This is a genomic window from Aliivibrio fischeri (assembly GCF_009727955.1).
GTDB lineage: Bacteria > Pseudomonadota > Gammaproteobacteria > Enterobacterales > Vibrionaceae > Aliivibrio > Aliivibrio fischeri_A.
In genome coordinates this window covers 261,307-286,523 of record NZ_WOBR01000002.1, presented here as the reverse complement: position 1 = coordinate 286,523, position 25,217 = coordinate 261,307, and the positions used below count along the sequence as shown (strand labels likewise).

Below are 25,217 nucleotides of genomic sequence, written 5' to 3'. Positions count from 1 at the left end.
AACAGGCGACATCACTCTACCTGAAGGCGTAGAAATGGTAATGCCAGGTGACAACGTTCAAATGACGGTTGAGCTAATTGCTCCAATCGCAATGGACGAAGGTCTACGCTTCGCGATCCGTGAAGGTGGCCGTACAGTTGGTGCTGGTGTTGTTGCTAAAATCTTTGCTTAAGATTTGACTAAGTACTAGTAAAGAGGGCATCATTTGATGCCCTTTTTCTGCGTTGTATTGTGTGTTGTTTTGCATTTTTAGAAAATACACAGCACAGCGCAGATGAATCAACGAAATTGTTGGTTTATGGAATGAAGATACTAGGCTATATTAAGTCTGGTTAACAATTTCTATCAAGTGATAGAAGTAAATTATGGTTATGTCACAGGTTGGTTTATGAAAACAAATACTGAGACAACAGAAACTTCAGGCGCAGCTGATACAGTAAAATGGTTACTTGTTTTAGTTCTATTATCTGCTGCTGTTGTTGGTAATTACTTACTAGCTGATTTATCTGTTGTTATTCGAGCTGCCGGTGTGGTTGCATTAATTGCTGCTGCTGGTGGTATTGCTGCTTTCACAGCAAAAGGTCAAACTGCAATTGCATTTGCTCGTGAATCAAGAATGGAAGTTAGAAAGGTTGTTTGGCCTACACGCCAAGAAACAACACAAACAACTTTCATTGTTCTAGCTGTATGTATCGTGATGGCTCTGATTTTATGGGGCATTGATGGTATTATGGTTAGACTAATTGGCTTAATCACAGGTGTTTGAGGATAAGTGATCATGAGTGAAGCTCCAAAAAAACGTTGGTATGTAGTTCAAGCTTTTTCAGGCTTTGAAGGTCGTGTATCTCAATCGCTACGCGAACATATTAAAATGCATAACATGGAAGAGTTATTTGGTGAAGTACTAGTACCAACTGAAGAAGTGGTAGAAATGCGTGCTGGCCAACGTCGTAAAAGCGAACGTAAATTTTTCCCTGGTTACGTTTTAGTGCAAATGATCATGAATGATGAATCATGGCACTTAGTACGTAGTATTCCACGTGTAATGGGGTTCATTGGTGGTACTTCGGATCGCCCTGCACCAATTACTGATAAAGAAGCGGATGCCATTTTAAACCGTCTTGAGCAAGCGAGCGAAGCTCCACGTCCTAAGACATTGTTTGAAGCTGGTGAAGTGGTTCGTGTTACTGAAGGCCCATTCGCAGACTTTAACGGTACTGTTGAAGAAGTGGATTACGAGAAGAGTCGCTTAAAAGTATCTGTATCTATCTTTGGTCGTGCAACTCCAGTAGAACTAGAGTTCAGCCAAGTAGAAAAAAACTGATCGAAAAATCAGCAAAAGGTATTGTCAAAGGCGCGAATTATTACTATAATTTCGCGCCTTTTTGTTAACGGGGAGCTAATCCAGTTGGATAGCGTTTGAACCCAAGTATTAGGAAATATCATGGCTAAGAAAGTTGAAGCTTATATCAAACTGCAAGTTGCAGCAGGTATGGCGAACCCAAGTCCACCAGTTGGTCCTGCACTAGGTCAACACGGTGTGAATATCATGGAATTCTGTAAAGCGTTTAACGCAAAAACAGAATCTATCGAGAAAGGTCTACCAATCCCAGTAGTTATCTCTGTATACAACGACCGTTCTTTCACGTTCGTTACTAAGACTCCACCAGCAGCAGTTCTTCTTAAGAAAGCTGCAGGCGTTAAGTCTGGTTCTGGTCGTCCAAACACTGAGAAAGTTGGTACTGTTACTGACGCTCAACTACAAGAGATCGCAGAAACTAAAGCTGCGGACATGACTGGTGCTGACATTGAAGCTATGAAGCGTTCAATTGCTGGTACTGCTCGTTCAATGGGCCTAGTGGTAGAGGGTTAATATAATGGCAAAACTTACTAAGCGCATGCGCAATATCCGCGAAAAAGTTGAAGTTACTAAAGAATACGACATCAACGAAGCTGTTGCTCTTCTAAAAGAACTTGCTACTGCTAAGTTCACAGAAAGCGTTGACGTTGCTGTTAACCTTGGCATCGATGCACGTAAATCTGACCAAAACGTTCGTGGTGCAACTGTACTACCACACGGTACTGGTCGTGACATTCGTGTTGCTGTTTTCACTCAAGGTGCAAACGCAGAAGCTGCTAAAGAAGCTGGTGCTGATCTAGTTGGTATGGAAGATCTTGCTGAACTAGTTAAGAAAGGCGAAATGAACTTTGACGTTGTTGTTGCTTCTCCTGATGCAATGCGCGTTGTTGGTCAACTAGGTACAATCCTAGGTCCTCGCGGTCTTATGCCAAACCCTAAAGTTGGTACTGTAACGCCTAACGTAGCTGAAGCTGTTAAGAACGCTAAAGCTGGTCAAGTTCGTTACCGTAACGACAAAAACGGCATCATCCACACTACTATCGGTAAAGTGGACTTTGATGCTGCTCAACTTAAAGAGAACCTAGAAGCTCTTTTAGTTGCACTTAAGAAAGCAAAACCAACTTCTGCGAAAGGTACTTTCGTGAAGAAGGTAAGCATCTCTACTACAATGGGTGCTGGTGTATCTTTAGATCAAGCGACTCTAAATACACAAACAAACTAATTTGCAAAGGTGGGAAATTCATGTATAATTTTCCGCCTATCAAATTTATGGTTGGGGCTTTCTGATTTTTAATTAGAAAGTCTCCGTCCAAGACCGTAGGCGCTCGTAAGAGCTTAATAAAACCTGCGTAGACGGTGCCCGAACTTGAAATCAATTTTATAAAAATTGGTTTTCTGTGAATGCATCGTATTTACTCTCCTACATTTTGTAGTGAGTGGTGTAATCACAACCAGAGGTTAATCCAAATGGCTTTAAATCTTCAAGACAAAAAAGCAATTGTTGCTGAAGTCAACGAAGCAGCCAGTGGTGCACTTTCTGCAGTTGTAGCTGACTCTCGTGGCGTTCCTGTTGCTGCGATGACTGTTCTACGTAAACAAGCGCGTGAAGCGGGCGTTTACATGAAAGTTGTTCGTAACACATTAGCACGCCGTGCAGTAGAAGGTACTGAGTATGAGTGTCTAACTGACACTTTCACTGGTCCGTCTCTACTTGCATTCTCTAACGAGCACCCAGGTGCTGCAGCGCGTCTTTTCAAAGACTTCGCTAAAGAGAATAAAGATTTCGAGATCAAAGCTGCTGCATTTGAAGGCGCAGTTACTGATGCTGATGTACTAGCGACACTACCAACTTACGACGAAGCTATCGCACGCCTAATGATGTGCATGAAAGAAGCTTCTGCTGGCAAGCTGGTTCGTACTATCGCTGCTGTTCGTGACCAAAAAGAAGAAGCTGCGGCATAAGCCTTGCTTTAACTGGTTACAAAATAAATTATTGTTGACTTAAAAGAGAATTGTTATGTCTATTACTAACGAGCAAATCCTAGACGCAGTTGCAGAAATGTCTGTAATGCAAGTTGTTGAGCTTATCGAAGCTATGGAAGAAAAATTCGGTGTTACTGCTGCTGCTGCAGTAGTTGCAGGTGGCGCAGCTGGCGGCGACGCTGCTGAAGAGCAATCTGAATTTGACGTAATCCTAACTTCTGCTGGCGCTAACAAAGTTGCTGTTATCAAAGCAGTACGTGGCGCTACTGGCCTAGGTCTTAAAGAAGCTAAAGGTCTTGTAGACTCAGCTCCAGCACCTCTAAAAGAAGGCGTTGACAAAGCTGAAGCTGAAGCTCTTAAAGCTCAGTTAGAAGAAGCTGGTGCTTCTGTTGAAGTTAAGTAATTATTACTTAGTTTCATAGCCTAACGGCTAATGGCTGGTGGTTTATTAACCACCGGCCTTTTTGCGCTGTAGGGTGTAGGGTAATTTCACACTGTTTAGAACCCCTCATCCGAGCAAAAAACATGATCACAAATCAGTGAACATGTCCTACAGAAAACAGTGTTATTAGTCACTGTCCCAGCCTTTAAAGACAAAGGCGGACGGTTCGGGTCACTTATCAGCGAGCTGAGGAACCCCATGGTTTACTCTTATACAGAGAAAAAGCGCATCCGTAAGGATTTTGGTAAGCGTCCACAAGTGTTGGACATACCATACTTGCTATCGATCCAGCTTGATTCTTTTACAAAATTTATCGAGCAAGATCCAGAAGGGCAATACGGTCTTGAGGCTGCCTTCCGTTCTGTTTTTCCAATTCAGAGCTACAACGGCAACTCTAAGCTAGAATACGTTAGCTACAATCTCCGTGAGCCAGAATTTGACGTTAAAGAATGTCAAATCCGTGGTGTTACATATTCTGCACCACTACGTGTTAAACTGCGTTTGGTTGTGTACGATAAAGATGCACCAGCAAACACGGTTAAAGACATTAAAGAACAAGAAGTCTACATGGGCGAAATTCCGCTTATGACAGACAATGGTACTTTTGTAATCAATGGTACTGAAAGGGTTATCGTATCCCAGCTGCACCGCAGCCCAGGTGTCTTCTTCGACAGCGATAAGGGTAAGACCCATTCATCTGGTAAAGTTCTTTATAACGCACGTGTAATTCCTTACCGTGGTTCATGGTTAGATTTCGAATTTGATCCTAAGGATAACTTATTCGTACGTATCGACCGTCGTCGTAAATTACCAGCAACGATCATCCTACGTGCACTGAATAAAACAACAGAAGAGATCCTAGATCTATTCTTCGATAAAGTTGTTTTTGAAGTGAAAGATCAAACGCTAATGATGGAATTACTTCCTGAGCGTTTACGTGGTGAAACTGCAACTTTTGATATCGAAGCTAACGGCAAAGTTTATGTAGAAGCTGGCCGTCGTATTACTGCGCGTCATATTCGCCAGTTAACGAAAGACGATATCACTCATATTGAAGTTCCAGTTGATTACATCGTAGGTAAAGTGGCTTCTCACGACTACGTGAATGAAGACACTGGCGAGATCATTATCGCAGCTAACCAAGAGTTTAGCTTAGAAGATCTGGCTAATTTATCTCAGGCTGGCTACAAGAAGATCGAAGTACTATTTACTAACGATCTTGATCATGGTGCATACATCTCTGACACATTACGTGCAGATTCAACTGTTGACCGTTTATCGGCTCTTGTTGAAATTTACCGTATGATGCGCCCTGGCGAGCCGCCAACAAAAGAAGCTGCTGAAGCATTATTCGAAAGCCTATTCTTCTCTGAAGAACGCTATGACTTATCGACTGTTGGTCGTATGAAGTTCAATAGCTCTATTGGCCGTGATAATGACGAAGGTGCTGGCGTTCTTGATGAGACAGACATCATTGAAGTGATGCGTAAACTGATCGATATCCGTAACGGTATTGGTGAAGTCGATGATATCGACCACCTAGGTAACCGTCGTATTCGTTCTGTTGGCGAAATGGCAGAAAACCAATTCCGTGTTGGTCTAGTTCGTGTAGAACGTGCTGTTCGTGAGCGTCTAAGTCTTGGTGACCTTGATGCAATTATGCCTCAAGACCTTATCAACGCTAAGCCGATTTCAGCTGCAGTTAAAGAATTCTTTGGCTCTTCACAGCTGTCTCAGTTTATGGACCAAAACAACCCATTGTCAGAAGTTACGCACAAACGTCGTATTTCTGCTTTAGGTCCTGGTGGTCTAACTCGTGAGCGTGCTGGCTTCGAAGTTCGTGACGTACACGCGACTCACTACGGTCGCCTATGTCCTATCGAAACGCCTGAAGGTCCAAACATCGGTCTGATTAACTCACTATCAGCATTTGCACAATGTAACGAGTACGGTTTCCTAGAAACTCCATACCGTCGTGTTGTTGATGGTCAAGTAACTGATCAAGTTGATTACCTATCTGCTATCGAAGAAGGTACTTTTGTTATTGCACAGGCTAACGCCGTGTTAACTGAAGAAGGTACTTTTGCTGATGAACTAATCATCGCTCGTCAGAAAGGTGAATCTGGTCTACACCCTCGTGAACATATCCAATATATGGATGTCGCGACAAACCAAGTTGTATCTGTAGCTGCTTCGCTTATCCCGTTCCTAGAACACGATGATGCGAACCGTGCCCTAATGGGTGCGAACATGCAACGTCAAGCTGTACCTACATTAAAAGCTGATAAGCCTTTAGTTGGTACTGGTATTGAACGTAACGTAGCAGTTGACTCAGGTGTAACAGCTGTTGCTAAACGTGGTGGTGTGGTTCAGTCAGTAGATGCTTCTCGTATCGTTATTAAAGTGAACGAAGAAGAGTTGGTACCTGGTGAAGCTGGTATCGATATCTACAACTTAACTAAATACACTCGTTCTAACCAAAATACGTGTATCAACCAACGTCCTACAGTGCTTCCTGGTGAACCTGTAACTCGTGGTGATGTTCTTGCTGATGGTCCTTCAACAGACCTTGGTGAGTTAGCACTTGGTCAGAACATGCGTATCGCATTTATGCCTTGGAATGGTTACAACTTCGAGGATTCAATCCTTGTATCTGAACGTGTAGTTCAAGAAGACCGTTTCACGACGATTCACATCCAAGAACTATCTTGTGTGGCTCGTGATACTAAACTTGGTTCTGAAGAGATCACAGCAGACATCCCTAACGTAGGTGAAGCTGCTCTGTCTAAACTAGACGAATCAGGTATTGTTTACATTGGTGCTGAAGTTAAGGGTGGTGACATCCTAGTTGGTAAAGTAACACCTAAAGGTGAAACTCAACTGACTCCTGAAGAGAAGCTACTACGTGCTATCTTCGGTGAAAAAGCATCTGATGTTAAAGATTCATCTCTACGTGTACCAAACTCTGTTTCAGGTACTATCATTGACGTACAAGTATTTACGCGTGATGGTGTTGAAAAAGACAAACGTGCTCTAGAAATCGAACAAATGCAGCTTAAAGAAGCTAAGAAAGACATCACTGAAGAGTTCCAAATTCTTGAAGGTGGTCTATTAGCTCGTGTTCGTACACTTCTTGTAGCAGCGGGTGTTTCTGAAGTTAAACTTGATGCAATGGATCGTAAGCAGTGGTTAGAAATCACTCTTGACGACGAAGCGCAACAAAACCAACTTGAGCAACTTGCTGAGCAGTACGACGAACTTAAAGCTGAGTTCGATAAGAAGTTTGAAACTAAGCGTCGTAAGATCACTCAAGGTGATGATCTTGCTCCGGGCGTACTGAAGATCGTTAAAGTTTACCTAGCGGTTAAACGTCGTATTCAGCCTGGTGATAAGATGGCGGGTCGTCACGGTAACAAGGGTGTAATCTCTAAGATCAACCCTGTTGAAGACATGCCTTATGATGAGAAAGGTCAACCAGTAGATATCGTATTGAACCCACTGGGTGTACCTTCTCGTATGAACATCGGTCAGATTCTTGAAGTTCATATGGGTCTTGCTGCGAAAGGCGTTGGTGACAAGATCAACCAAATGCTTAAAGAGCAACAAGAACTGCATAAGTTCCGTAACTTCTTACAAAAAGTATACGATCTTGGTGAAACTCGCCAAGAAGTAGATATTGCTGCTCTGTCTGATGACGAAGTTCGTACTTTAATTAAGAACTTACGTGGTGGTTTACCAATCGCTACACCAATCTTTGATGGTGCTCCTGAAGCGTCAATTAAAGAGCTATTAAAACTTGTTGATCTACCAGAATCTGGTCAGTTGAAACTGTTTGATGGTCGTACTGGTGATGCGTTTGAGCGTCCTGTAACTGTTGGTTACATGTACATGCTAAAACTGAACCACTTAGTTGATGACAAGATGCACGCACGTTCTACCGGCTCTTACAGCCTTGTAACTCAGCAACCACTAGGTGGTAAAGCTCAGTTCGGTGGTCAGCGTTTCGGTGAGATGGAAGTATGGGCACTTGAAGCATATGGTGCTGCATATACCCTACAAGAAATGCTAACCGTTAAGTCGGATGACGTGAACGGTCGTACTAAGATGTATAAGAACATCGTAGATGGCGATCATCGTATGGAACCAGGTATGCCAGAATCATTCAACGTATTGTTGAAAGAGATCCGCTCACTTGGTATCAACATCGAGTTAGAAGACGAAGAATAATCTCATTGAGATTGTCCGGTAGAATATAAGGCGCTCGCCGAGCGCCTTTTTTCTCCTTACAGGAGCCGAATGTGAAAGACTTATTAAAGTTTCTGAAAGCACAACACAAGACTGAAGAATTTGATGCAATCAAAATCGGTCTTGCTTCACCTGACCAAATTCGTTCATGGTCTTTTGGTGAAGTTAAAAAGCCAGAAACAATCAACTATCGTACCTTTAAGCCAGAACGTGACGGTCTTTTCTGTGCACGTATCTTTGGCCCAGTTAAAGACTACGAATGCTTATGTGGTAAATACAAACGCCTTAAGCACCGTGGTGTTATCTGTGAAAAATGTGGCGTAGAAGTAACGCAAACTAAAGTTCGTCGTGACCGTATGGGCCACATCGAATTAGCGTCTCCAGTTGCGCACATCTGGTTCCTGAAGTCACTGCCGTCTCGTATTGGTTTGTTAATGGACATTCCACTACGTGATATCGAGCGTGTACTTTACTTTGAATCATATGTGGTTACTGAGCCAGGTATGACTGATCTAGAACGCAGCCAACTTCTTTCTGAAGAAGAATATCTTGATAAGCTAGAAGAGTTCGGTGACGAATTCACAGCTAAGATGGGTGCGGAAGCGATCAAAGATCTGCTAGCGTCTATGGACATGCAAGCAGAAATCGAAGACATGCGTGAAGAGTTAGAAACTACTAACTCTGAAACAAAACGTAAAAAAGTAACTAAGCGTCTGAAACTAGTAGAAGCTTTCGTTCAATCTGGTAACAACCCAGAGTGGATGATTCTAACTGTTCTACCAGTTCTTCCGCCAGATCTTCGTCCTCTAGTACCACTAGATGGCGGTCGTTTTGCTACGTCTGATCTAAATGACTTATACCGTCGTGTGATTAACCGTAACAACCGTTTGAAGCGTCTATTAGACTTAGCTGCACCAGATATTATCGTACGTAACGAAAAACGTATGCTTCAAGAGTCTGTTGATGCGCTGCTTGATAACGGTCGTCGTGGTCGTGCGATTACAGGTTCTAACAAGCGTCCTCTTAAATCTCTTGCTGATATGATCAAGGGTAAACAAGGTCGTTTCCGTCAGAACTTGCTTGGTAAACGTGTAGACTACTCTGGTCGTTCTGTAATCACAGTAGGTCCATACCTTCGTCTACACCAGTGTGGTCTTCCTAAGAAGATGGCACTTGAACTATTTAAACCATTTATCTACAGCAAATTAGAAGGCCGTGGTCTTGCTACGACAATCAAAGCTGCTAAGAAGATGGTAGAGCGTGAAGAAGCGATCGTTTGGGATATCCTAGATGACGTAATTCGTGAACACCCAGTACTGCTTAACCGTGCGCCGACACTTCACCGTCTAGGTATCCAAGCGTTTGAACCAGTACTAATCGAAGGTAAAGCAATTCAGCTTCACCCACTAGTGTGTGCGGCATATAACGCCGACTTCGATGGTGACCAGATGGCGGTACACGTACCACTAACTCTGGAAGCTCAATTAGAAGCTCGTACCCTAATGATGTCGACAAACAACATTCTGTCGCCAGCATCAGGTGACCCAATCATCGTACCTTCTCAGGACGTTGTATTAGGTCTGTACTACATGACACGTGAAAAAATTAACGCTAAAGGCGAAGGCATGTACCTTGAAGGTTTTGCTGAAGCTGAAAAAGCATACCGTACAGGTGTTGCTGAGCTACACGCTCGCGTTAAAGTTCGTATCACTGAAGTTATTCGTGATGAGAACGGTATTGAGACTCGTGAAACTAAATTGGTTGATACGACTGTTGGTCGTGCAATGCTATGGCAAATCGTGCCAGAAGGTCTTCCTTACAGCATCATTAACCAGAAGTTAGGTAAGAAGCAAATCTCTAACCTACTAAACGAAGCGTACCGTACTCTTGGTCTTAAAGACACAGTAGTGTTTGCTGACCAAATCATGTACACCGGTTTCGCATACGCAGCATTGTCTGGTGCGTCTGTTGGTATCGATGACATGGTTATCCCTGATGCTAAGTACACGAAAGTTGCTGATGCAGAAGAAGAAGTTAAGCAAATTCAAGAGCAGTACCAATCTGGTCTTGTAACTGCGGGCGAACGTTACAACAAAGTTATCGATATCTGGGCAGCAACAAACGAACAAGTTGCTAAAGAGATGATGGATAACCTGTCTTCAGAAACAGTGCTTAACCGCGATGGTGAAGAAGAGCAACAAGAATCGTTTAACAGCGTTTACATGATGGCCGACTCCGGTGCTCGTGGTTCTGCAGCTCAGATTCGTCAGCTAGCGGGTATGCGTGGTCTGATGGCTAAACCAGATGGTTCAATCATCGAAACACCGATCACGGCGAACTTCCGTGAAGGTCTAAACGTAAACCAATACTTCATCTCAACGCACGGTGCGCGTAAAGGTCTTGCCGATACAGCACTTAAAACTGCGAACTCAGGTTACCTGACTCGTCGTTTAGTAGACGTTGCACAAGATGTAGTTGTTCATTTAGATGACTGTGGTACATACGAAGGTGTGACCATGACTCCTCTAATTGAAGGTGGTGACGTTAAAGAACCTCTACACGAACGTGTTCTAGGTCGTGTGGTTGCTGAAGATGTATTGAAACCAGGTACAGATGAAATTCTTCTTCCACGTAACACTCTTCTTGATGAGAAGCAGTGTCAAATCGTTGAAGAAAACTCAGTTGACCAAATTAAAGTACGTTCAGTAGTAAGTTGTGAAGCTGACTTCGGTTGTTGTGCAAACTGTTACGGTCGTGACCTTGCTCGTGGCCACATGGTTAACCAAGGTGAGTCAGTTGGTGTTATCGCTGCTCAATCAATCGGTGAACCTGGTACACAGCTAACGATGCGTACGTTCCACATCGGTGGTGCGGCATCTACAGCGGCAGCAGACAACAGCATTCAAGTTAAGACGACTGGTTCGATCAAGCTTCATAATGCTAAGCACGTAACAAATAGCGAAGGTAACTTAGTTATTACGTCTCGTGCTTCTGAATTAACAGTTATTGATGAGCATGGCCGTACTAAAGAGAGTTACAAGCTATCTTACGGTACTATCTTGAATAAGAAAGATGGTGATGCAGTTAACCAAGGCGATAAGATCGCAGCTTGGGACCCGCATACAATGCCAATCATCACTGAAGTACAAGGTCAAGTTCAATTCGTTGACATGATTGATGGTGTTACGATCACAACTCAAACTGATGAGTTAACTGGTCTATCTTCAATCGTTGTTCTTGATGCGGCTGAGCGTGCTTCTGCTGGTAAAGACATGCGTCCAACAGTGAAACTTGTTGATGCGAACGGTAACGACATCATGATCCCTGGTACTGAAATGCCAGCTCAATACTTCCTACCAGGTAAGGCGATTGTTAACCTTGCTGATGGTGGTAATGTAGGTATTGGTGAAACGTTAGCGCGTATTCCTCAAGCTTCAAGCGGTACTAAAGATATCACCGGTGGTCTACCACGCGTTGCGGACTTATTTGAAGCTCGTAAACCTAAAGAGCCAGCAATTCTTGCTGAGCACGCAGGTATTGTTGCGTTTGGTAAAGAGACTAAAGGTAAGGTTCGCTTATTGATCACTCGTGACGATAACGGCGAAGTTTATGAAGAAATGATTCATAAACACCGTCAACTTAACATCTTTGAAGGTGATAAAGTTGAACGTGGTGACGTTATCTCTGATGGTCCAGAAACTCCACATGATATTCTACGTTTACGTGGTATCCATGCAGTGACTGAATACATCACTAACGAAGTTCAAGAAGTTTACCGCTTACAAGGCGTTAAGATTAACGATAAGCACATTGAAACTATCGTTCGTCAAATGCTACGTAAGTGTACGATTACACATTCTGGTGATTCTACTTTCCTTGAAGGTGAGCAACTAGAATTCGCTAACGTAACGATTGCAAACCGTCAGCTTGAAGCTGAAGGCAAGCAACCTGCACGTTTCGAGCGTGATCTACTAGGTATTACTAAAGCGTCTCTTGCTACTGAGTCGTTCATCTCTGCTGCATCGTTCCAAGAAACGACGCGCGTACTTACTGAAGCAGCTGTTTCTGGTAAGCGTGATGAACTACGTGGTCTGAAAGAAAACGTAATCGTTGGTCGTCTAATTCCAGCGGGTACAGGTTTCGCATACCACCAAGAACGTCAAAAGCAAAAAGCTGTGGAGCAAGAAGGTCCATCAGCTGAGCAAGCGACTGATAACTTAGCGGCACTATTAAATGCAGGTTTCTCTTCTGAAGAGTAATTGATTTAATAAACGCAAATAAAAGCCCTGCAGAGATGCAGGGCTTTTTTTATTTAAGTGATAAATTTATAGTTGAGTAATTACAACAGCATTGTAACTACTGTTATCTGCGGTTACTGTAGCCATATCATTATTAGTTTGGTTAACCATTATCCAGTTATCATTCGAACCATTTTCCAATGTAACCTCAGCCATTGATGAGTCACCCCATTGGGCCACAGAAACAAAGTTATCGTTACTTGAATCAATTGTTACATCCGCTTCGTTGAAGCTACCACCAACAACGACAGCGTAAACGGTATTGTCTAATGAATCATTTTTCATCAAGATTGTCGTGTCGTTATCTGATGCACCAGCATAAAATGCAGTGTAAGTTGTATTATCATCACCGTTGATTTTAGTTAATGCTTCATTACCTGAACCACCATAAACATGAATTTTAGAGTCATTATCATGTCCTTTTTGACGGATTTTTAATGTACCATTGTTTGATCCGCCCATTACACTGATTTCACCTTCATTACGACGACCTCTTTGAACAATTTTATTGTTCGAGTTATCTGATGCACCATCAAAATTAATGTAGGCTTCATTTTTGCGTCCACGTTGGTCAATTAAACCATTGTTGTTATCGCTGTCGTCAGCAATAACCTTACCTAAATTAAGGCGTCCATCTTGTTCAATTGCGAAGTCATTATCATCACTACCTAAACGAGCTTTTAGAACAGCACGGTTGTGACGACCATCTTGATCAATCATCAGGTCATTATCATCACTTCCGTTACGTACTCTTACTACAGCTTCGTTATGACGCCCCATTTGATAGATATCAACTTCGTTATCATCAGAGTTTCGGATTAACACATCTGCATCATTCCCTACTGCTGGCGACATTTGGAAAATATTAACGTCATTATCATCTGCATTAAATAGCTCTACATCTGCTGTATTCCCAGCATATGCAGCACCAGAAAGTAAGATAGTTGAGATTGCGATTGCTAGCTTTTTCATAATAAAACTTCCTTGAAATGATTTTTAATTTACGATGGATATGAATCTATCCATTCCGTTTACTAAGATAATTCCTTGATTGCCAGTTTGATTAATGGAAAAACCTGCACCATTATTTTTATTCACTGCAGCTGCAATATTTGAATCACCTGTTTGGTTTACTACGTTTTGTTTACCGTTACCTGTTTGTACTAAATGAGCTATGTTGTCATTACCTTCTTGTAAAATGGCACCTTCATGGTTTAATCCTAGCTGTTTCAATGTCGCTGAATTATTTGTGCCATTTTGAGCAATTAACCCTACATTATTGCTACCTAGTTGCATGACGGCTGCTGTATTGTCATAGCCAGTTTGTTTTACTTTTGCTTTATTACTTCCTGTTTTATTTACATTATGTTGAATAATAGTTACTTGCGAATTTGTTGCATTAGTTAATTCAATAATTGCATTATTATCATTGCTCGTATTTAATTCGGATAATTCCGTTAATTCATTTGGAGCATTAAATTCATTAATACCTAGATCAAAATTCGCATAACTGTAACCACTTATCCCCATTAATAAATAGATATAACTTACTGATAATATTTTCATATCAGTATCCCTCTTTCGTGATAGCTTTTTGCCACATCAAAAGTATGGGATTTGCTCAGAGAACAACCATAAACTTATTAATGATATTTTAATTGGTAAAAAATAAACTAAAGTACTATACGTTTTGATTTTTAAATGCTTATTTAATTCTCACAAATGATACAAACTAAAGGTTATTAATAATTATTTAGTTATTCGGTGGATATGTAGAGGTTTTAAGCTAGTTTTAAATAACAGTCATCATGGAGGAGTGAGATGAGTATCTATTATTTATCGTCAGATCCAACATTGTATTCATCTTTACTTATTGATTTATTAGAGAAATCTTCAGGTCAGGCGATTGTTTCTCTTAATTGTGATGAATTAGTAAATAAAGGGAAAGTAGATGATGACATTCTAGTTATCTTGGATATAAAAAAACAAACAGATAAAAAGTATAAAAATTACATAGATACAATTAATCGAAATAAATTAAAGGTAAGAGAAATACTTTTTAATATAACTGATGAGAATATAAAAAAAAACATAATGAAATATCCGAATGTTGTCGGGGTGTTTTATGAGAAAGATAATATGGATGTTATATCTTATGGAGTAAAGAAAATAATAGAAGGAGAGATGTGGCTTAGTCGTAAAATAATTAATGAATTAATATTTGCATATAGAGAGAAACAGAGTGCGATATTATCAACATCTATTTCATTAACGACAAGAGAAAGTGAAATATTAAGATTATTAGCATCCGGCGCTTCAAATGTAGACATCGCTAATTCATTGTTTGTAAGTGAAAATACAGTTAAGACACACTTATATAATGTCTTTAAAAAATTAAATGTAAAAAATAGATTACAAGCGATGATGTGGGCGAAAGGATATGACTTTGAAGGAAATAATCGATGAATATTAAATATATTAGTATCGTTTTTTTTACATCTTTTATTTCTTTTGCTTCAGATAATAAAGCATCGTTAGAGTCTAAAGCTCCTTTGGAAAATAACAGCGTAAATGAAGTGGATGATTTAATTGAACTTGATGGGTTGATTATTGATCGTACATTGACTCGTTTGGGACGAGATTTTTATTTTTCTTTTTCTATGAAAATGAACGCTAGATATGAAGATATAGATGTAAACCTAACAATAAAAGAGAGACCGACGGCATTATCTGGAAGCATTATAGGGGTTTATCATTTTGATAAGGTTATTTATAGAAGTGCTCTTTCTCCAGGTCAACGACAGGCTGATGAGAAAGCAGAGCAGGCTCTAGAAGCCGTAAATAAATACATAGTTAAATGGCAAACAGAAAAGTTATTTAAAGATACATTTGATCTCGATTACCCTGAGATCTAAGGATTGATTATGGCAATAAGGAATGTATTGCTAATGCTATCTATCTGTATACCTGTTTTTGTTCATGCAAGTGAATTGGTATATACACCTGTGAATCCTAATTTCGGAGGAAACCCTTTAAATACATCGCACCTATTTGGTGGCGCAAATGCAATTAATGATTATAAAGGACCTCAAGAAGATTCACTATTTGAACAAGAGTCAGCACTAGATCGTTTAACATCTAGTTTGCAATCTCGTTTGATCAGTCAATTACTTGCTGATGTTGGTAATGGTAATACTGGGCAATTAATTACAGACGATTTCATACTTAATATTGTTGATGATTCAGGGGCTCTATTGATTCAAATTGTTGATAAAGCAACAGGGGAAACATCAGAGATTCAGGTGAGTGGCTTAACTCCAGATTGATCTAACGCTAAGGACTGAGCAATGAAATATTCAATTTATTATTTATTCATACTACTGTTAGCGGGTTGTTCAAATTCAATCGATATTCCTGAAACTTCTGAGTCTCCAACGTTAATGCAGCGAGGAGCAAATTATATTGATTTGATATCGCTACCTAAACCACAAGGAAAAATATTTGTTTCTGTCTATGATTTTAGAGATCAAACGGGACAATATAAGCCACAGCCTAACAGTAACTTTTCGACCGCTGTACCTCAAGGTGGAACGGCTCTTTTAACGATGGCTTTATTAGATTCTGAATGGTTTTATCCTTTAGAACGACAAGGATTACAAAATCTTTTGACTGAACGAAAAATTATTAGAGCGGCTCAAAAAAAGCAGGAATCGATTAGCAATCATGGCTCAACATTACCTTCATTATTGTCTGCTAACGTAATGATAGAAGGGGGTATTGTTGCTTATGATTCAAATATAAAAACCGGTGGTGCAGGAGCTCGTTATTTAGGAATTGGTGGTTCGGGTCAATATAGAGCAGATCAAGTTACTGTGAACATACGAGCGGTAGATGTAAGAAGTGGGAAAATACTGACAAGTGTGACTACAAGTAAAACGATTTTATCTTATGAAGTCTCTGCTGGTGCATTTCGTTTTGTTGATTACAAAGAGTTATTAGAGGTTGAACTAGGGTATACCAATAATGAGCCTGTAAATATTGCTTTGATGTCAGCGATTGATTCCGCTGTCATACACCTTATCGTGAAAGGTGTACAACAAGGGCTATGGCGACCTGCAAATTTAGATACTAGAAATAATCCGATATTTAAAAAATACGCCTCTGAAACCAATCAAATTTTATAAAATTAAATAGAGTGTTTGGGTTCAAACACTCTATTTAATCATTAAGCTCCTGGAGGGTGTGCCAAGCTGCTAGAAATTTGCTCGATTAACCCATCCTCTAACTCAAACCTCGCTTCAATAATTTCACCTAGCGTTGAAAAATCATTGTCGAAATCACTCAATAATAACTCCTCATCATCTTTAGAATATTTATCAGTGAAGTTAAGAATAGGATCGGTTGTTTTTGTTATATGGGCATAAAGTTGACTCATCTCTTCAGTAGGAGAAAAGCCTGTCGCATCCCATTTGGCCATTACCATGTTGTAAATTTTAAAATGACCCTCTGAAATATAATCAATTAGATGCTGTGTAAATGATTGAATTGAAGAGAAATCAGGAAGAGAAGATGCAGATGAGTCAAAAGGTGGCAGTCCGGCCAATTTGCAATACTCAACCAATAAATCTTGGCGAGTTGATAGCCAATGGTCAATAACGTCGCTATTGCCGCCCCATTGTTCTTGGAATTGATTTAGTCTAGTAAGCATAACGATATCCTTGTAGTTGCAAGCAATATTCCAAAGTTCTATATCTATACCCAAGTAAATCTGAGTGTGGTTTCAGTGTAAATTGTTTGGGTATATACTCATTACTATTCTTTAAGATTGCCAGTAAATATGGATGGCTGCAAGAGGGTTGTGATAAAGATGTTAAACCAACATACAAAAGCGTATTGGTGCGTAGTAAATGATTCAAACATTTGGTTGAAGGATGGAAAGCTTCCAAATGGTAGTGCAATTGAGTTTAACTTACCTTTTGAGCAAGCAATATGTATCGGTAATCATAATAGTGAACCAGTAATGTGGTTGAACGATGAATTAGTTAACCAAGAGTTAGCTTATACTGGTCTTAGAGAGTTATTAGAATACCCACAATCTGATTTTTTATTGTTTAGTAAAGCCATTCAGTATGGGTTCATGGCAAGAGAATTTCGTTTTTGTCCACAATGTGGTGGTCGAACTCAACTCAACCATAATCAAATTGCGATGCAATGTAATGACTGTCGTAAACTCCATTACCCTAGAATATTCCCTTCTATTATTGTTGCTGTTCGTCGTGATGATAAGATTCTACTTGCTCAACACCAAAGGCATAAAGGTGGTTTGTTTACTGTTTTAGCGGGTTTTGTTGAAGTTGGTGAAACACTGGAGATGGCGGTTTCTCGTGAAGTATTTGAAGAGACGGGTATTAAGATAAAAAATATTCGTTATGTAGGAAGCCAACCTTGGGCCTTTCCATCGAGCCTTATGATGGGATATATGGCGGACTATGAGTCTGGTGAAATAAAAGTAGATAGAAATGAGCTCATTAAGGCGGGTTGGTATGATAAAAATTCGCTGCCGGAATTAGCGCCAAAAGGGACTATAGCAAGAGCATTAATTGAAGCAACGTTAAGTGATATTCAGCAAGAAAAAAACACCCAAACAGATGAATGGGTGTAAGTAAGGTGTTGTTATGATTTCCAATTTTAACAATTGTTAATTAGATGTTGTTATTTTCACTAGCAAGACAATTTTTAACACGTGGTTATCTATTGCGCAATTATCATTAATCACAAGATTGGTTAAATATGATCTCGATAGCAAAGGTAGGCTTTTGTTCAGTGAATTGAGTGCTACAATAGCGGGATCAAATATGAGGGAAGATCATGACAGAACTAAAAAATGACCGTTATTTACGTGCATTATTAAAACAACCAGTAGATTACACACCAGTTTGGATGATGCGCCAAGCGGGTCGTTACCTTCCAGAATACAAAGCTACGCGTGCAGAAGCCGGTGACTTTATGTCTTTGTGTAAAAATGCAGAGTTAGCATCAGAAGTAACTCTTCAACCTTTACGCCGTTTTCCCCTAGATGCTGCTATTTTATTCTCTGACATTTTAACTATTCCAGACGCTATGGGTCTTGGTCTGTACTTTGAAACAGGTGAAGGTCCTAAGTTTGAACGTCCAATTACTTGTAAAGCGGATGTTGATAAGATCGGTCTTCCTGATCCAGAAGGTGAACTGCAGTATGTGATGAATGCAGTTCGTCAGATTCGTAAAGATCTAAAAGGTGAAGTTCCACTAATTGGTTTCTCTGGTAGTCCGTGGACATTAGCAACTTATATGGTTGAAGGTGGCAGTTCAAAAGCATTCACTAAAATCAAAAAAATGATGTATGCAGAACCAGCAACACTTCACTTGTTATTAGATAAGTTAGCTGACAGTGTTATTGAGTATTTAAATGCTCAAATTAAAGCTGGTGCACAATCTGTAATGGTATTTGACACATGGGGTGGTGTATTAACTCCTCGTGACTATAACGAGTTCTCATTACGTTACATGCATAAAATTGTTGATGGTTTGATCCGTGAAAACGAAGGTCGCCGTGTACCAGTTACTTTATTCACTAAGAATGGTGGTATGTGGTTAGAGTCGATTGCAGCAACTGGTTGTGATGCAGTAGGCCTTGATTGGACTATTAATATTGCCGATGCAAAAGCTCGTATTGGTGATAAAGTTGCTCTGCAAGGAAACATGGATCCATCAATTCTGTATGCACAACCTGAACGTATTCGCCAAGAAGTAGGAACCATCCTTGAAGGATTTGGTGATGCTGGTACAGGGCATGTATTCAATCTAGGCCATGGTATTCACCTAGACGTCCCACCTGAAAATGCGGGTGTGTTTGTTGATGCAGTTCATGACTTATCTAAGCCGTATCATAAATAAAATCTTAAATTAAGATTCTAGATAAAAAGGAGACTCAATGAGGTCTCCTTTTTTATTGGAACAGAGCTATAATTTTATTGTCATAATTAAAGATAAGAGCAATCAAGAGTCGGTTATGTTTAAACAATTACGTACATTATTGAAGAAAGTGATTCATGAGGCGACAGAAAGTGGGGCAAGTGAAACCGCATCGATGCACTTAGCAATGGCCTCACTTTTGTGTGAAGTATCAAACGCGGATCATCAGAGTGATGAGAGAGAAGATACCGCAAAATTACAGTTACTAATGAAGCTTCTTGACCTTAACGAAGAGTCAGCAAAATTATTGTTATTAGAAGCGATGCAAAAAAGTAAAGCGTCCACATCCTTGTATGAGTTTACAACTAAATTAAGATCACTGATGCCCGAAGAGCGTTATCACTTAATAGAAGCAATGTGGCAAGTGGCTTATGCTGATGGCGTTATAGAGCCAATGGAAGAGGCGGTGATTCGTCAAGTATCAGAGTTAATTTATCTTGATCACTTAGAGTTTATTCGAGCTAAATTAGCGGCTGCACCTAAGGATTAATATACTTAGCCTGTTCATTAAACGAGAGACAACAGGCTAAATATTCTAATAGCCCTTAGTAAAATCTATAGAGTTAATTAAAGAGAACCCATCTCGCCAACGTAAGTAGTTGTCATAGAACTGCTCAAACACTTGCTCAGGAAAGCTGAGTGCCGCAATGTGTGGTGTAATCGTGATATTTGAGTGATTCCAGTAAGGACATTCTTGAGACAGTGGTTCATGAGCAAACACATCTAAAAATGCATGAGAAATAGATCCAGACTCAAGTGCGTTTAGTAAACCGTAATTTTCCAGTACTTCTCCTCGTCCAACATTAAATAGCAATGCACCATTGCATTTTTTTAAGGTTTGGCTATTTAGTAAGTCCATAGTTAATTCAGTCTTTGGTAATGTACTTACAATCACATCTGCATATTGAAAAGCATTTTCAATTTCTGAAATATGGAATATACAATCAAAGGGAGAATCTTTAGGAGGGATCCCTGAGCGGTTAATACCATAAACGATAAAGCCAAGTTGCTTAACGGTTGCGGCTAACTCACTTCCTATTGAGCCTGTTCCTAAAATAACCATGCACTTATTGACTAATGAAGAGTATGTATGGGGCTGCCATTGTTTCTTTTTTTGCTGATCAGCATATTGTTTGAAATGACGAAAGTATTGAATGGAGTAGCCTAAAACATATTCTGATATTTGTTGTCCGAAAATGCCACGAACATTGGTTAAATGGTAATCGGTTCTTAAATTAGGTTGGGTTAGAGAGTCAATACCCGCAAAAGTAGACTGTAACCATTTTAGATTTTTGAATTGGTCTAAGAGATCAATGATTAGTGGTGGATCGGCAAGAAGGATCTCTGCTTTTCTAATATCGTGACAAATTTCAAGATCCGGGAGATCCGCTTGCTCTAAAAGTGAGAGGTATTTCTCTTTTTCTTTTGAAATGATAAGTAATTTATTCATAACCTTCCTTTTGTCATTCGCGGTTATCAAGTACACTTAAAGCGTCCTTTTTGAATAGTGCAGAATCGTCTATGTTACGCAACCCGATCCAAGTTCGTTTAGAAAAGTTTGAACCATGGCAACAAATTACTTTTATGGCTTCTTTGTGTGAACGTATGTATCCAAACTACGCACATTACTGTGAGGCTACAGGTTTTGCTGAACCACAAACCTATCGAGTAATTCTTGATAGTATTTGGGAGCTATTGACCGTTAAAAATGCCAAGATTAACTTTGAACGTCAATTAGAAAAACTGGAAGAGATGATCCCAGAAGTTAATGACGATTCAATTTATCTTACTTACCCAGCAATTGATGCTTGTGTTGCACTATCTACTTTCTTACATGGTATTTTAGATCGTGACGAGTTAGAAGAAGCGATGTTTAAGATCAGTCAACTTTCTGTAATGACGGTAGCTCAACTTGTTGAAGCTCAAACGGGTGAAGAAGTGACAGATGAAAATCAAAAAGAGATCGATGTGATCTGTGAAGAGTGGGATGTTCAGTGGGCCATTTTCCGCCCATTACGCGAAGCTGAAGAGCGTGATATCGATTTAATTAAAGATTTACGACAAGAATTACGAGATGAAAATATCAGTAATATTGGCTTAGAGTTAACGTACTGATTTTCTGATTTAATAAAAAAACCGATGATTGCTCATCGGTTTTTTTTTGTTTGCTAAAAGGGGCTTGCTAACACCTTTTATTATTCTTTCTCTTCTTCTTCAGCATCGGTATTATCGATTACACCGTGTTTATTTTTCCAATTTGTCCAACGTTGTTGAGCAAGTTGTTGCATATCGGTAGTTTTGTCTGCTTCATCGATAATTTCTTCGCCGACCATGTATTCAAAGATATCTTCTAGTGTTAATAAGCCTTGAACGGTACCGTATTCGTCAATAACTAATGCCAGTTGTGCTCTGTGCTTCATTAGTTGCTCAAAAGCTTTTGGTAGTGTTGAAGTACTTATCACAACCTGAATTGGACGCATCATCGCACCAAGAGGTCGTTCACCTTGCCCTTTACGCATTGCTGAGAAAAGTTCTAATCGGTGAGTAAAGCCAATGATGTTATCACTATCTTCACTGTAAACTAATGGACGTGAAAACGGTGTATCTGAATGGCTTTCTAAGAATTGTTCAACCGTCATTTCAGCGTTAACACGAAATAATACCGTTCTTGGTGTCATTACTTGGGTAACAGGCACATCTTGAATATTAAGAATGTTGTTTAATATTTTTGACTCACCTTCTGCAAATTCACCATTTTCTTTTGCCAATGTCGCCATGGCTGTAATTTCATCACGCAATTTAGGTGCTTGATGGCCACGAGAAAGTCGTTTTGTAATTTGTTCTGACATCCAAACTACTGGGCTTAGCAATAGCACCATCCAATGAAGCATTGTCGCTGCCATCGGAGCAAGCTGACGCCAGTAAGTTGCTCCGATTGTTTTTGGAACAATTTCAGAGAACAGTAGAATGGCAAAAGTTAGGAAAGCTGAAAAAACACCTAACCATTCACTACCAAAAACAATCGATGCTTGAGCACCCGATGCTGCAGCACCTGCGGTGTGAGCTATCGTGTTTAGCGTTAAAATTGATGATAAAGGGCGATCAACATTATCTTTTAATGCTGTTAGTCGAGGTGCAGCGGGGTGGTTTTCTTGTCGTAATTTTGCAAGGTAGCTTGGGCTGATACTAAGAAGAATCGCTTCTAATACCGAACAAATGAAAGAAACACCAATAGAAATGGCTATATAGATGGATAAAATTAACATTATTAATCTCAAAAAAAATAAGCAAGCCACTATAAAATGGGTACGGAATAACCAAAATACAATGACTCATTAATGAAAAATAGTAACAAATTGTGAGACGTTACTCAGTTTATGTCTAAAGAACGCGCATTCTACAGCAAGAAAGGGCACAAACCTTTGCCAGATGGGGTCTTTATGCATTAGAGTTACTAGGATTTCAAAAAAATAGAAGGGAAACCCTAATGAATAAAACCCAGTTAATTGATGCTATTGCTGAAAAAGCAGACCTATCAAAAGCACAAGCAAAAGCAGCTCTTGAAGCGACTCTAGAAGGCGTAACTGGCGCTCTTAAAGATGGCGAGCAAGTTCAACTTATTGGCTTTGGTACTTTTAAAGTTAACAACCGCGCTGCGCGCACTGGTCGCAACCCTAAGACTGGTGAAGAGATTCAAATCAAAGCGGCTAAAGTTCCTGCATTTGTTGCAGGTAAAGCACTGAAAGAATCAGTAAACTAAGCTATACTTTGCCGAGTTAATCCTTAACTCGGCATTTTTATGAAGCGCATTCTATCTACTTTACTTCTATCTACTTTTCTTTTTGGCTGTTCGTCTAATCCATCTGATGAACAACGCATCAAATCTGTTACATTAACCGGTGGTCAAATCCAAGGTGATGCAACAAGTTATTATTGGTATACCCGTCGTTTACAGCAACCTATTGTAGCATCTGATTATGTCACTATGGGTGATTATGGTTGGTATAAAACTACTTATCGTTGGGAAAAAGAAACTCTTGTTGAAGCTGTCCGTGAAGGAGAAATGCTTGATTCTGAGAGTGAGTTAATCCCTTATTCTATGCATATTCGCTATAACGGTAATGGTGAGGCTGTGTACCAACGCTATGATAAAGATGGGCGTATTTTGCCGTTAATGCCTGCCCAATTAACACAATTTCAAGATCAATCTAAATATTTGGTCACTAAGGTTGAAGCTCTAAATAAAGACGATATTAAATTATTCCAAGGCGAATGGGATGGTGAGACTTTTTACTCTTGTGATGGTAAACAATACGATCAATTAGAGTTTAACCAAATATTACCTAATTTCGTGGTGGCGAGATTATCTGGCTTAGATAGCTTTATTTCATTTTTAGGCCAAGAAACTCGTAGAGATAAAAATGAGTTAAAGATGTCTGAACTATTACTATTAACAGATGATAGCTATTCATGTGTAGAGCGTCCGGAATTGATTGAAGATTAAGATTAATCAAGTCGAATGAAAAAAGGCGCTATTACAGCGCCTTTATTATTTATTTTCCGTAAAGCTATTTGGTTTCTAATTCACGAGCAATAGCACGGTAACCAATATCATTACGATGGAACATTCCATTCCAACTTACTTGTTTAGCAAGCTGATAAGCACGCTCTTGAGCTTCTGATACGGTATTACCTAATGCGGTAGCACAAAGTACGCGACCACCGTTTGTCACAACATCACCAGCATCATTATTTGTGGTGCCTGCATGGAAGATTTTTTGACCTTCAGCTTCTTCAGAAGGCAGCGAAATAACATCTCCTTTCGCATAATCTGCAGGATAGCCACCAGCAGCAAGAACAACACCGATAGATGCGCGTGGATCCCACTTAGATTCTGCTTCGTCCAGTTTCTCGTCGATAGCCATTAGACAAAGTTCAACAAGGTCTGATTCCATACGCATCATGATAGGTTGTGTTTCTGGATCACCAAAGCGACAGTTGTATTCGATTACCTTTGGTGTACCCTCTGCATCGATCATAAGGCCTGCGTAAAGGAAACCTGTATAAGGTGCACCTTCTGCATCCATGCCACGCACTGTAGGGTAGATAACTTCTTCAAGGATACGATTATGAATTTCAGGAGTCACAACAGGAGCTGGAGAGTATGCACCCATACCACCTGTATTTGGACCTGTATCTTTATCTCCAACGCGTTTGTGATCTTGGCTTGTTGCCATAGGAAGTACGCTTGCACCATCCACCATTACAATGAAACTGGCTTCTTCACCTTCAAGGAATTCTTCGATAACAACACGGCTACCTGCTTCACCAAACGCATTGCCTGCCAGCATATCTTTGATGGCATCTTCGGCTTCTTCAAGTGTCATCGCAACGATAACGCCTTTACCAGCGGCAAGACCGTCAGCTTTAACAACGATAGGTGCACCTTGTTCACGAACGTAAGCTAATGCAGGTTCAATTTCAGTGAAGTTTGCATAAGAACCGGTAGGGATGTCATGGCGAGCTAAGAAATCTTTGGTGAATGCTTTAGAACCTTCAAGTTGAGCTGCTGCTTTCGTTGGTCCAAAGATAGGAAGACCTGCTTCACGAAATGCATCAACAACGCCAATAACTAATGGTGCTTCAGGACCAACGATGGTCAGCTCGATGGCTTTTTCTTTCGCAAAAGCAACAAGAGCAGCGATATCTTCAACATCAATAGCGACGTTTTCTAGTTTTGGTTCAAGTGCTGTACCTGCATTACCAGGAGCGATGAATACTGTTTCAACATTTGGGTTTTGTGCTGCTTTCCAACCTAGTGCGTGCTCACGACCGCCAGCACCAATAATTAATATATTCATTTATTTATCCTTTG

The 25,217-nt window shown here is 40.1% G+C and carries 25 protein-coding genes; 19 read left to right on the top strand and 6 right to left on the bottom strand.

Annotation, left to right across the window (positions count from 1 at the left end; genetic code table 11):
- From GNP81_RS01835 to rpoC, 9 genes are all read left to right on the top strand, one after another.
- On the top strand, window positions 1-172 hold a 172-nt coding region (locus GNP81_RS01835), incomplete at its 5' end, for an EF-Tu C-terminal domain-related protein (RefSeq protein ID WP_459076243.1).
- 216 nt (window positions 173-388) lie between these two features.
- Window positions 389-766, top strand: coding sequence for a preprotein translocase subunit SecE (gene secE / locus GNP81_RS01825; RefSeq protein WP_005421329.1), 378 nt, complete (start codon window positions 389-391; stop codon window positions 764-766).
- A 12-nt stretch (window positions 767-778) separates the two neighbouring features.
- Window positions 779-1,324, top strand: coding sequence for a transcription termination/antitermination protein NusG (gene nusG, locus GNP81_RS01820; protein ID WP_005421327.1), 546 nt, complete (start codon window positions 779-781; stop codon window positions 1,322-1,324).
- Between the two features lie 120 nt (window positions 1,325-1,444).
- Window positions 1,445-1,873: a 50S ribosomal protein L11 gene (rplK, locus tag GNP81_RS01815; protein WP_005421326.1), complete on the top strand. Its 429-nt coding sequence runs from the start codon at window positions 1,445-1,447 to the stop codon at window positions 1,871-1,873.
- Window positions 1,874-1,877: 4 nt separating this feature from the next.
- Window positions 1,878-2,582, top strand: a complete 705-nt coding sequence (gene rplA / locus GNP81_RS01810; RefSeq protein WP_005421325.1) for a 50S ribosomal protein L1 — start codon at window positions 1,878-1,880, stop codon at window positions 2,580-2,582.
- Window positions 2,583-2,827: 245 nt separating this feature from the next.
- On the top strand, window positions 2,828-3,322 hold the full coding sequence (gene rplJ, locus GNP81_RS01805; protein WP_005421324.1) for a 50S ribosomal protein L10: 495 nt from the start codon (window positions 2,828-2,830) through the stop codon (window positions 3,320-3,322).
- A 55-nt stretch (window positions 3,323-3,377) separates the two neighbouring features.
- Window positions 3,378-3,746 carry a 50S ribosomal protein L7/L12 gene (rplL, locus tag GNP81_RS01800; protein ID WP_005421323.1) on the top strand — a complete coding sequence of 123 codons (369 nt, stop codon included), beginning with the start codon at window positions 3,378-3,380 and terminating at the stop codon, window positions 3,744-3,746.
- A gap of 237 nt (window positions 3,747-3,983) precedes the next feature.
- Window positions 3,984-8,012 carry a DNA-directed RNA polymerase subunit beta gene (gene rpoB / locus GNP81_RS01795; RefSeq protein WP_012533765.1) on the top strand — a complete coding sequence of 1,343 codons (4,029 nt, stop codon included), beginning with the start codon at window positions 3,984-3,986 and terminating at the stop codon, window positions 8,010-8,012.
- Between the two features lie 71 nt (window positions 8,013-8,083).
- Window positions 8,084-12,289, top strand: coding sequence for a DNA-directed RNA polymerase subunit beta' (rpoC, locus tag GNP81_RS01790; protein WP_005421318.1), 4,206 nt, complete (start codon window positions 8,084-8,086; stop codon window positions 12,287-12,289).
- Between the two features lie 66 nt (window positions 12,290-12,355).
- Here rpoC and GNP81_RS01785 read toward each other — a convergent pair whose 3' ends face one another.
- Together GNP81_RS01785 and GNP81_RS01780 are read right to left on the bottom strand one after the other, a co-directional pair.
- Window positions 12,356-13,300, bottom strand: coding sequence for a major curlin subunit CsgA (locus GNP81_RS01785; protein ID WP_017019298.1), 945 nt, complete (start codon window positions 13,298-13,300; stop codon window positions 12,356-12,358).
- A 24-nt stretch (window positions 13,301-13,324) separates the two neighbouring features.
- Window positions 13,325-13,894: a minor curlin subunit CsgB gene (locus tag GNP81_RS01780; protein ID WP_005421315.1), complete on the bottom strand. Its 570-nt coding sequence runs from the start codon at window positions 13,892-13,894 to the stop codon at window positions 13,325-13,327.
- Between the two features lie 255 nt (window positions 13,895-14,149).
- Here GNP81_RS01780 and GNP81_RS01775 point away from each other — a divergent pair, with 255 nt between their 5' ends.
- Genes GNP81_RS01775 through GNP81_RS01760 form a run of 4 tightly spaced genes read left to right on the top strand, consistent with a single transcriptional unit; the run spans window position 14,150 to window position 16,512 of the window.
- Window positions 14,150-14,794, top strand: a complete 645-nt coding sequence (locus tag GNP81_RS01775) for a LuxR C-terminal-related transcriptional regulator (RefSeq protein WP_012533964.1) — start codon at window positions 14,150-14,152, stop codon at window positions 14,792-14,794.
- Entirely contained in the window at window positions 14,791-15,243 is a 453-nt protein-coding gene (locus GNP81_RS01770; RefSeq protein ID WP_005421311.1) for a curli production assembly/transport protein CsgE, read from the top strand. Before GNP81_RS01775 ends, GNP81_RS01770 begins: the two co-directional genes overlap by 4 nt.
- Before the next feature lie 9 nt (window positions 15,244-15,252).
- Window positions 15,253-15,654 (top strand): curli assembly protein CsgF, encoded by a 402-nt coding sequence (locus GNP81_RS01765; RefSeq protein WP_011262786.1) that lies wholly within the window; start codon window positions 15,253-15,255, stop codon window positions 15,652-15,654.
- A 21-nt stretch (window positions 15,655-15,675) separates the two neighbouring features.
- Window positions 15,676-16,512 (top strand): CsgG/HfaB family protein, encoded by an 837-nt coding sequence (locus tag GNP81_RS01760; RefSeq protein WP_005421307.1) that lies wholly within the window; start codon window positions 15,676-15,678, stop codon window positions 16,510-16,512.
- 41 nt (window positions 16,513-16,553) lie between these two features.
- Here GNP81_RS01760 and GNP81_RS01755 read toward each other — a convergent pair whose 3' ends face one another.
- On the bottom strand, window positions 16,554-17,036 hold the full coding sequence (locus GNP81_RS01755) for an Rsd/AlgQ family anti-sigma factor (protein ID WP_017019297.1): 483 nt from the start codon (window positions 17,034-17,036) through the stop codon (window positions 16,554-16,556).
- 159 nt (window positions 17,037-17,195) lie between these two features.
- Here GNP81_RS01755 and nudC point away from each other — a divergent pair, with 159 nt between their 5' ends.
- From nudC to GNP81_RS01740, 3 genes are all read left to right on the top strand, one after another.
- Window positions 17,196-17,990, top strand: a complete 795-nt coding sequence (gene nudC / locus GNP81_RS01750) for an NAD(+) diphosphatase (RefSeq protein ID WP_012534137.1) — start codon at window positions 17,196-17,198, stop codon at window positions 17,988-17,990.
- Window positions 17,991-18,196: 206 nt separating this feature from the next.
- A complete protein-coding gene (gene hemE, locus GNP81_RS01745; protein WP_005421300.1) occupies window positions 18,197-19,264 on the top strand; it encodes a uroporphyrinogen decarboxylase in 1,068 nt (355 codons plus the stop codon).
- A 115-nt stretch (window positions 19,265-19,379) separates the two neighbouring features.
- On the top strand, window positions 19,380-19,832 hold the full coding sequence (locus tag GNP81_RS01740) for a tellurite resistance TerB family protein (protein ID WP_047863570.1): 453 nt from the start codon (window positions 19,380-19,382) through the stop codon (window positions 19,830-19,832).
- 45 nt (window positions 19,833-19,877) lie between these two features.
- On the opposite strand, the gene GNP81_RS01735 is transcribed toward GNP81_RS01740, so the two are convergent.
- Entirely contained in the window at window positions 19,878-20,792 is a 915-nt protein-coding gene (locus tag GNP81_RS01735) for a D-2-hydroxyacid dehydrogenase (protein WP_155674218.1), read from the bottom strand.
- A 71-nt stretch (window positions 20,793-20,863) separates the two neighbouring features.
- On the opposite strand from GNP81_RS01735, the gene GNP81_RS01730 reads away from it, so the two are divergent.
- Window positions 20,864-21,457 carry a YjaG family protein gene (locus GNP81_RS01730; protein WP_005421295.1) on the top strand — a complete coding sequence of 198 codons (594 nt, stop codon included), beginning with the start codon at window positions 20,864-20,866 and terminating at the stop codon, window positions 21,455-21,457.
- A gap of 80 nt (window positions 21,458-21,537) precedes the next feature.
- Here the strand turns inward: GNP81_RS01730 and GNP81_RS01725 are convergent, their stop codons facing one another.
- Window positions 21,538-22,608 carry a CNNM domain-containing protein gene (locus tag GNP81_RS01725; RefSeq protein WP_155652711.1) on the bottom strand — a complete coding sequence of 357 codons (1,071 nt, stop codon included), beginning with the start codon at window positions 22,606-22,608 and terminating at the stop codon, window positions 21,538-21,540.
- Between the two features lie 221 nt (window positions 22,609-22,829).
- Between GNP81_RS01725 and GNP81_RS01720 the strand changes: the two genes are divergently transcribed.
- Both GNP81_RS01720 and GNP81_RS01715 read left to right on the top strand, forming a co-directional pair.
- Window positions 22,830-23,102 carry an HU family DNA-binding protein gene (locus GNP81_RS01720; protein ID WP_005421291.1) on the top strand — a complete coding sequence of 91 codons (273 nt, stop codon included), beginning with the start codon at window positions 22,830-22,832 and terminating at the stop codon, window positions 23,100-23,102.
- Between the two features lie 39 nt (window positions 23,103-23,141).
- Window positions 23,142-23,846, top strand: coding sequence for a DUF1481 domain-containing protein (locus tag GNP81_RS01715; RefSeq protein ID WP_012534047.1), 705 nt, complete (start codon window positions 23,142-23,144; stop codon window positions 23,844-23,846).
- A 64-nt stretch (window positions 23,847-23,910) separates the two neighbouring features.
- Here GNP81_RS01715 and purD read toward each other — a convergent pair whose 3' ends face one another.
- Complete coding sequence (gene purD / locus GNP81_RS01710; protein ID WP_155674219.1) at window positions 23,911-25,203, bottom strand: phosphoribosylamine--glycine ligase; 1,293 nt, start codon at window positions 25,201-25,203, stop codon at window positions 23,911-23,913.
- Window positions 25,204-25,217: the final 14 nt, after the last annotated feature.

Bases quoted from the DNA above. Each gene is read 5' to 3' on its own strand.
- secE (WP_005421329.1), top strand. From the start codon at position 389: ATGAAAACAAATACTGAGACAACAGAAACTTCAGGCGCAGCTGATACA.
- nusG (WP_005421327.1), top strand. From the start codon at position 779: ATGAGTGAAGCTCCAAAAAAACGTTGGTATGTAGTTCAAGCTTTTTCA.
- rplK (WP_005421326.1), top strand. From the start codon at position 1,445: ATGGCTAAGAAAGTTGAAGCTTATATCAAACTGCAAGTTGCAGCAGGT.
- rplA (WP_005421325.1), top strand. From the start codon at position 1,878: ATGGCAAAACTTACTAAGCGCATGCGCAATATCCGCGAAAAAGTTGAA.
- rplJ (WP_005421324.1), top strand. From the start codon at position 2,828: ATGGCTTTAAATCTTCAAGACAAAAAAGCAATTGTTGCTGAAGTCAAC.
- rplL (WP_005421323.1), top strand. From the start codon at position 3,378: ATGTCTATTACTAACGAGCAAATCCTAGACGCAGTTGCAGAAATGTCT.
- rpoB (WP_012533765.1), top strand. From the start codon at position 3,984: ATGGTTTACTCTTATACAGAGAAAAAGCGCATCCGTAAGGATTTTGGT.
- GNP81_RS01785 (WP_017019298.1), bottom strand. From the start codon at position 13,300: ATGAAAAAGCTAGCAATCGCAATCTCAACTATCTTACTTTCTGGTGCT.
- GNP81_RS01780 (WP_005421315.1), bottom strand. From the start codon at position 13,894: ATGAAAATATTATCAGTAAGTTATATCTATTTATTAATGGGGATAAGT.
- GNP81_RS01775 (WP_012533964.1), top strand. From the start codon at position 14,150: ATGAGTATCTATTATTTATCGTCAGATCCAACATTGTATTCATCTTTA.
- GNP81_RS01770 (WP_005421311.1), top strand. From the start codon at position 14,791: ATGAATATTAAATATATTAGTATCGTTTTTTTTACATCTTTTATTTCT.
- GNP81_RS01765 (WP_011262786.1), top strand. From the start codon at position 15,253: ATGGCAATAAGGAATGTATTGCTAATGCTATCTATCTGTATACCTGTT.
- GNP81_RS01760 (WP_005421307.1), top strand. From the start codon at position 15,676: ATGAAATATTCAATTTATTATTTATTCATACTACTGTTAGCGGGTTGT.
- GNP81_RS01755 (WP_017019297.1), bottom strand. From the start codon at position 17,036: ATGCTTACTAGACTAAATCAATTCCAAGAACAATGGGGCGGCAATAGC.
- nudC (WP_012534137.1), top strand. From the start codon at position 17,196: ATGTTAAACCAACATACAAAAGCGTATTGGTGCGTAGTAAATGATTCA.
- hemE (WP_005421300.1), top strand. From the start codon at position 18,197: ATGACAGAACTAAAAAATGACCGTTATTTACGTGCATTATTAAAACAA.
- GNP81_RS01740 (WP_047863570.1), top strand. From the start codon at position 19,380: ATGTTTAAACAATTACGTACATTATTGAAGAAAGTGATTCATGAGGCG.
- GNP81_RS01735 (WP_155674218.1), bottom strand. From the start codon at position 20,792: ATGAATAAATTACTTATCATTTCAAAAGAAAAAGAGAAATACCTCTCA.
- GNP81_RS01730 (WP_005421295.1), top strand. From the start codon at position 20,864: ATGTTACGCAACCCGATCCAAGTTCGTTTAGAAAAGTTTGAACCATGG.
- GNP81_RS01725 (WP_155652711.1), bottom strand. From the start codon at position 22,608: ATGTTAATTTTATCCATCTATATAGCCATTTCTATTGGTGTTTCTTTC.
- GNP81_RS01720 (WP_005421291.1), top strand. From the start codon at position 22,830: ATGAATAAAACCCAGTTAATTGATGCTATTGCTGAAAAAGCAGACCTA.
- GNP81_RS01715 (WP_012534047.1), top strand. From the start codon at position 23,142: ATGAAGCGCATTCTATCTACTTTACTTCTATCTACTTTTCTTTTTGGC.
- purD (WP_155674219.1), bottom strand. From the start codon at position 25,203: ATGAATATATTAATTATTGGTGCTGGCGGTCGTGAGCACGCACTAGGT.